Annotated in this window: 7 protein-coding genes; 3 read left to right on the plus strand and 4 right to left on the minus strand. The window is 71.2% G+C overall.

The window, feature by feature from the left end; genetic code table 11:
- Positions 1–83: 83 nt before the first annotated feature.
- Together ACLQ24_RS05980 and ACLQ24_RS05985 are read left to right on the plus strand one after the other, a co-directional pair.
- Positions 84–1,397, plus strand: coding sequence for a DEAD/DEAH box helicase (locus ACLQ24_RS05980; RefSeq protein ID WP_425889446.1), 1,314 nt, complete (start codon positions 84–86; stop codon positions 1,395–1,397).
- Positions 1,398–1,625: 228 nt separating this feature from the next.
- A complete protein-coding gene (locus ACLQ24_RS05985) occupies positions 1,626–1,826 on the plus strand; it encodes a hypothetical protein (RefSeq protein ID WP_425889448.1) in 201 nt (66 codons plus the stop codon).
- A gap of 215 nt (positions 1,827–2,041) precedes the next feature.
- On the opposite strand, the gene ACLQ24_RS05990 is transcribed toward ACLQ24_RS05985, so the two are convergent.
- Genes ACLQ24_RS05990 through ACLQ24_RS06005 form a run of 4 tightly spaced genes read right to left on the minus strand, consistent with a single transcriptional unit; the run spans position 2,042 to position 5,204 of the window.
- Positions 2,042–2,488, minus strand: a complete 447-nt coding sequence (locus ACLQ24_RS05990) for an RrF2 family transcriptional regulator (RefSeq protein WP_425889450.1) — start codon at positions 2,486–2,488, stop codon at positions 2,042–2,044.
- A 1-nt stretch (position 2,489) separates the two neighbouring features.
- Complete coding sequence (locus tag ACLQ24_RS05995; RefSeq protein ID WP_425889451.1) at positions 2,490–3,374, minus strand: ABC transporter permease; 885 nt, start codon at positions 3,372–3,374, stop codon at positions 2,490–2,492.
- A complete protein-coding gene (locus ACLQ24_RS06000; protein ID WP_425889453.1) occupies positions 3,364–4,143 on the minus strand; it encodes an ABC transporter ATP-binding protein in 780 nt (259 codons plus the stop codon). Before ACLQ24_RS06000 ends, ACLQ24_RS05995 begins: the two co-directional genes overlap by 11 nt.
- Positions 4,140–5,204 carry an ABC transporter substrate-binding protein gene (locus tag ACLQ24_RS06005; protein WP_393213412.1) on the minus strand — a complete coding sequence of 355 codons (1,065 nt, stop codon included), beginning with the start codon at positions 5,202–5,204 and terminating at the stop codon, positions 4,140–4,142. The genes ACLQ24_RS06000 and ACLQ24_RS06005 overlap by 4 nt, the downstream gene beginning before the upstream one ends.
- 425 nt (positions 5,205–5,629) lie before the next feature.
- On the opposite strand from ACLQ24_RS06005, the gene ACLQ24_RS06010 reads away from it, so the two are divergent.
- Positions 5,630–6,000, plus strand: a 371-nt coding sequence (locus ACLQ24_RS06010; RefSeq protein ID WP_425889456.1) for a hypothetical protein, incomplete at its 3' end; no start/stop codon positions are given.

Here is a 6,000-nt window from a genome sequence, read left to right on the forward strand (position 1 = left end):
GTCCTGGCTGCTTGCGCCGCCGGTTGACAGCGCCGACTTCGGCGCCCTCCCTCGACACGTGCCGCGTCGAGGAAGGCTTCTGCGTGACCACAGTTATTCCGTCTTTTGCCCAAACCGGTCTGGCGCCGGCGCTGCTGAGCGCGCTGACCGCGCAGGGCATCACCGAGCCGTTCCCGATCCAGTCGGCCACGCTGCCCGACTCGCTCGCCGGTCGGGACGTGCTCGGCCGGGGTCGTACCGGCTCCGGTAAGACGCTCGCCTTCGGGCTCCCCCTGCTCTCGCGTACCGCCGGCCGCAAGGCCCGGCCGGGTCGTCCGCTTGCCCTGGTGCTGGTGCCGACCCGGGAGTTGGCGCAGCAGGTGACCACCGCGCTGGCCCCGTACGCCCGCGCCGTCGGTCTGCGCTGCGCCACAGTCGTCGGCGGGCTGTCGTTGCAGCGCCAGGCGGACGCGTTGCGTGCCGGCGCCGAGGTGGTCGTGGCCACCCCCGGCCGGCTGCACGATCTGATCAACCGCGGCGACGCCCGGCTCGACCAGGTCGAGATCACCGTGCTGGACGAGGCCGACCAGATGGCCGACATGGGTTTCCTGCCGCAGGTGACCAAGCTGCTGGAGCAGGTCGCCCCGCAGGGTCAGCGGATGCTCTTCTCCGCCACCCTGGACGGCGGTGTGGATCGGCTGGTCCGCCGCTTCCTGAGCAGCCCGGTGACCCACTCGGTCGACCCGGGCACCGCCACGGTCACCGCGATGACCCACCACGTGCTGCACGTCGACGCGCTCGACAAGCCCGACGCGTTGACCCGGATCGCCGCCCGTGAGGGCCGCACCATCCTGTTCATGGGGACCAAGCACCGGGCCGACCGGCTCGCCCGCCAGTTGCTCTCCAAGGGTGTACGCGCCGCCGCGCTGCACGGCGGCAAGTCCCAGCCGCAGCGCACCCGCATTCTGGAGCAGTTCCGCAACGGCCAGGTGACCGCCCTGGTCGCCACGGACGTGGCGGCCCGGGGCATCCACGTGGACGGCCTCGACATGGTCGTCAACGTGGACCCGCCGACCGAGGCGAAGGACTACCTGCACCGGGGTGGCCGGACGGCCCGCGCCGGCGAGTCCGGCTCGGTGGTGACGCTGGTCCTGCCCGAGCAGCGCCGCGACGTGTCCCGGCTGATGGCCACCGCCGGCATCAGGCCGCAGTCGGTCCAGGTGCGCCCGGGTGACGAGGCGCTGGTCCGGGTCACCGGGGCGCGTGAGCCCTCCGGTGTGCCGGTCACCATCGCCGCGCCGCCGGTGGCGGCCAACCGGGGACGGACCGCCGGTGGCTCGGCCACGGACGGTGCCGCCCGCTCCGCGCACCGCGCGTCGGGTCGCTCCCGTCGCCCGCGTCGCCCGCGTACGGTCTGATCTCTTCCCGCACGTCACCGACCCGTCCCGCTTCGGCTGGGCGGGTCGGTTCGTCTCTGCTCCATCGCGCCGTCCGGCCGCCGCGTGATGCTTCCGCCATCTGACCGTTCGGCTGAATCGGTAATCAGCCTCCATTGGGTCGGCTGGCCGACTGTGCCCCGCCCCACGGCGGTCGAAGCTGACCAGCGGGGGAGCCGGGCGGGGGACCCGGTACGGGGAGGAGTGGCCATGGCGGGCGAAGCCGGCTCGGGAGCCCTGCGCGAACTGATCCCGGTGGTCGCGGTCGGGCTCGCCGGGTTGCTCCTCGCCATGGTCGCGGCCTTCGGACCCTGGCATGCCGCCACGGCGGGCAACGCGCCCGCCGGTCTGGTGGAGCTGCGCAGTCCTGGCGACCTGGGCTCCGGCCCGACGGTCGAGCACCGGGGCTGAGCAGCGACCGGCCGACCGGCGCCGGCGGAGGGGCAGGCTCGGTCAGGATCGGTACGAGGTGTGGTCGGGCCGGCGGGGCACCGGTCCGACCACACCGCTTCCGCACCAGCGTCGCCCCGCGCGGCACAACGCGCCGATCTTGCACTATCGGTAGCCGATGTGAGCGATTCGTCCCCTTTGCCACGACAGGAAGTACAAGATCGCGGAGGGTGGGGTCAGGGGGCGGTGGGGGTTTGGTTGTGGGTGAGCAGGTCCGCCAGGGTGGTGCTGTCGACGACTGTGGCGATCGCCCCGTGCACCGCCAGCCAGACGTCGGTGAGCCCGGCGGCCACCCCGTGGTAGCCGGCCCGCTCGGCCGGCAGGCCGCGCACGGTGGTCAGTGACCCGCCGGCCGCGCGCAGCACGTCCCCGACCGTGATCTCGGTGGCCGGCCTGGTCAGCGCGTACCCGCCGTCGGCGCCGCGGTGGCTGTACAGCAGGCCGGCCCGGCGCAGGTCGAGCAGGATGCCCTGGAGGAAGCTGAGCGGGATCTCTTGTACCTCGGCCAGGTTGCCCGCCTTCACCAGCTCGGCGGTGCCAGCGTCCGCGTCGCCGCCGGGCACGGCGGCGGCGACGGCGAGCATCGCCCGGAGCGCGTAGTCGCTGCGCGCGGAGACGTACACCTCACTGACCAGCCTGGTCCAGTACGCCCCAACGACGGCGGATCGCCTTGTCGGCCGCGCCGAACGCCGCGTCCACGACCAGACCGAGCACCAGGATGACGATCATCGTGGAGAGCAGCCACGGCGCGTCGGACAGCTCCCGGGAGTAGGTGAGCTGCGCGCCGAGCGAGGTCTGCGAGATGCCGACCACGATCAGTTCGCCGGCCATCAGACTCCGCCAGGAGAACGCCCAACCCTGCTTGAGGCCCGCGACGATCGCCGGCAACGCGGCCGGTGCGATCACGTACCGGTAGAGGTTGAGCCCGCGTGCACCCAGGTTGCGGCCGGCACGCAGCAGCAGCGGTGGTACGTAGTCCACGCCGGAGATCACACCGTTGGCGATGGACGGCGCGGCGCCGAGCACCACCACGAAGAAGATCGCCTTCTCGCTCAGCTCGAACAGCAGGATGGCCAGCGGGAACCAGGCGATCGACGGCATGGTCTGCAACGCGGTGATCATCGAGCCGATGGCGGCGCGCAGCACCGTGGACCGGGCCACCGCGAGACCCAGGAGCAGGCCGACGGCGACCGAGAAGACGTACCCGACGGCCGCTCGGCGCAGCGTGGTGAGCAGGCCCTCCCAGAGCTGCGGGCCCTCGGCCTGGGTGACCAGCTCGCGGCCGACGACCAGCGGGCCCGGCAGGGAGTACGGCGGCTTCCAGCCTGACCAGACCACCACCTGCCAGGCGAGGATGGCGATGGCCAGCGCGGCGAGCTTGGGCCAGGTGGCGGCCCAGAGCCGGGTTCCCCGGGAGACCTCCTTCTCCCGGCCGGCGATCTCCAGCGCGTCCAGTCCGGTGATCTCCGCATCGCTACGCGCGGTGCTGGTGAGGGTGTCACTGGCCATGGCGGCCCACCTCCGTACGCAGTCGTTCGGTCACCTCGGCGGCGATCGCGGCGACCTCGGGGGAGTCGATCCGTCGTGGCCGTGGGATGTCCACCTCGGCGGAGTAGATGATCCGGCCGGGGCGGCTGGAGAGCAGGATGATGCGGTCGGCCAGCCGGGCGGCCTCACGGACGTTGTGTGTGACGAACAGGACCGAGAGCTGGCGCTCGGACCAGATGCGTTCCAGCTCGTCGTGCAGGATGTCGCGGGTCATGGCGTCCAGCGCGCCGAACGGCTCGTCCATCAGCAGTACCGGCGTGTCCAGGGCCAGGGTGCGGGCCAGTGCGACCCGCTGCCGCATCCCGCCGGACAGTTGGTGGGGACGCTTGCGGCCGAACTCGGCCAGGTGCACCGTGCGCAGCAGCTCGGCCACCCGGTCGCGGCGTTCGGCGCGGGAGAGGCCGCGCAACTTGAGCGGCACCTCCACGTTGGCCTCGACGGTCAGCCAGGGGAACAGCGCCGGTTCCTGGAACATCAGCCCCGGGGTGGCGCCACCGGCGATGCCGATCTCGCCGCCGCTGGGACGGTCCAGACCGGCGACCAGGTTGAGCAGCGTGCTCTTGCCGCAGCCGGACGCGCCGACGAGGCAGACGAACTCGCCCGGCGCGACGTCGAGGGAGACCCCGTCCAGGGCCAGTACGGCGCCCGCCCCGCGTCCGTACACCTTGGTCACGCCGGAGAGCGCGACCGTCGTGGTCGCGCTCTGCGGCGTCGTCGTGGTCGACGTCATGGCTGGGTGACCTCGGGCTTGCCGGCCGCCTTGAGCGACTTGTTGAGGTAGGTCAGGTCGTACAGGCCCTTGAGGTCGACGGGCTCGGTGAGTTTGACCTCGACGGCGTGGTCGAGCCCGGCCTTGAGGGAGGTGGCGATCGGGTCGTTGGTGAACTCCAACGTCGGCCACGCCTGCTTGATCAGCTTGAGGTCGAGCGGCTTGCCGGTGATCTTGCCGATCGCGTCGGAGATGGCCTGCTGGGCCTCGTCCGGCTTGCTGTTGACGAACTCGTTCGCGGCGACCTGGCCGTCGACCAGCTTCTGCACCACGTCCGGGTGTGCCTTGAGGAACTTGGTGCTGACCAGCAGGTTGGTGATGACGAACTTCTTGTCCGGCCACAGGTCCCGTTCGTCGACGAGCACCTTGCCGCCGGCGTTGACCAGCCGGGACACGAACGGCTCGGGTACCCAGGCGGCGTCGATCGCGCCGCTGCTGAACGTCTCCACCGTCTGGGCGTTCTCCTGCGGCACGATCTTCACGTCGCCGCCGCCCTCCTTGGTGGTGGTCAGCCCCTGCTGCTTGAGCCAGTAGCGGACGGCCACGTCCTGGGTGTTACCGAGCTGCGGGGTGGCGACCTTCTTGCCCTTGAGGTCCTGCGGTCCGTTGATGCCGGGCTTGACGACCAGCGCCACGCCTCCGGAGGCGGCGCCGGAGACGACCCGGACGGCCTCGCCCTTGGACTTCGAGAACGCGTTGACGGTGGGGTTCGGGCCGATGTAGGTCGCGTCCAGCGCTCCGGAGAAGACGGCCTCGATGGCGGCCGGGCCGGCGTTGAAGGTCTTCGGTTCCAGCTTGACGTCGGCGCCGAGCTTCTCGGCGAAGATGCCCTTCTCCACGCCGACGACGGCCGGCGCGTGGGTGATGTTGGGGAAGTAGCCGAGCCGCAGGGTCACCGGGCCGGAGCCGCCCCCCGCGCCCTCGCTGTCGTCGCCGCACGCGGCGGTGCTGCCCAGGGTCGCCGCGCCGAGGGCGGCGAGGGTGGCCAGGGTGACCAACCGGCGCAGGGGGAGCCGTCTCATCGTCCATCCAATCCGCAGTTTTCCTACTTACTTGGTAGGAAGACTGGGCCAGGCCTTCGTCAGCGTCAAGGCCCATCCACATGCCGGGAAGGGGCGTCTCAGTCATGTCGGTATTTCCTACCGTCTTACTGAGTCAACCGTGAGGCTCGGCCGGTCCGGACCGCCTCCGGCGGCCGGATGGCGCGCACCGCCCTGAGCGGGCGCGGCTCGCCGAGCCGGTGGCGGCGGCCGCGGTTCGCCGGGCCGGTGACGGCGGCTCCGCCGAGGTCGCCGGTGGCGGACGGGCCGACGCGCTAGCCCGAGTTTCCTAGATAAGTTGATCTTGAGGGGATGCGGGGTTCGGCGACATGAGGGTTGAGCTGCACGGATCCTTTGCCCCGGGAGTGCTTTCGGGTACGGAAATGCGTATGACCTAAAGTGGACCTGTGGCCAGTCTGTACGCGAAGCGGGTCGCGGGTAAGACGTACTGGTACCTGCGTGAGATGGCCCGGATCGACGGCAAGCCGAAGATGGTCTCCGAACGCTATCTGGGTTCGGCCACCGACGTCGCCGCGGCCATGGACGCCAGCGATGCGCAGATCATGCCGGAACGTACGCGGCATCAGGCGTTCGGGGACGTGGCCGCGGTGTGGGTGATGCTGCAGCGGCTGGACCTGGCGGGCATCGTGGACGGCCTGGTCGGAGCCCGCCGCGCCGACGCGGGTGCCAGTGTGGGCACCTATCTGGCGTTGGCCACCCTCAACCGGGTGGTCGATCCCTGCTCGAAACTGGCCTTCGCCGACTGGTGGGCGACCAC

Origin of the sequence: Micromonospora sp. DT4, from assembly GCF_049841675.1 — a bacterium.
Lineage (GTDB): Bacteria > Actinomycetota > Actinomycetes > Mycobacteriales > Micromonosporaceae > Micromonospora.

What these genes read in the sequence shown, in the direction of transcription:
- ACLQ24_RS05985 (WP_425889448.1), top strand. Translation starts at nt 1,626, where the DNA reads ATGGCGGGCGAAGCCGGCTCGGGAGCCCTGCGCGAACTGATCCCGGTG.
- ACLQ24_RS05995 (WP_425889451.1), bottom strand. Translation starts at nt 3,374, where the DNA reads ATGGCCAGTGACACCCTCACCAGCACCGCGCGTAGCGATGCGGAGATC.
- ACLQ24_RS06000 (WP_425889453.1), bottom strand. Translation starts at nt 4,143, where the DNA reads ATGACGTCGACCACGACGACGCCGCAGAGCGCGACCACGACGGTCGCG.
- ACLQ24_RS06005 (WP_393213412.1), bottom strand. Translation starts at nt 5,204, where the DNA reads ATGAGACGGCTCCCCCTGCGCCGGTTGGTCACCCTGGCCACCCTCGCC.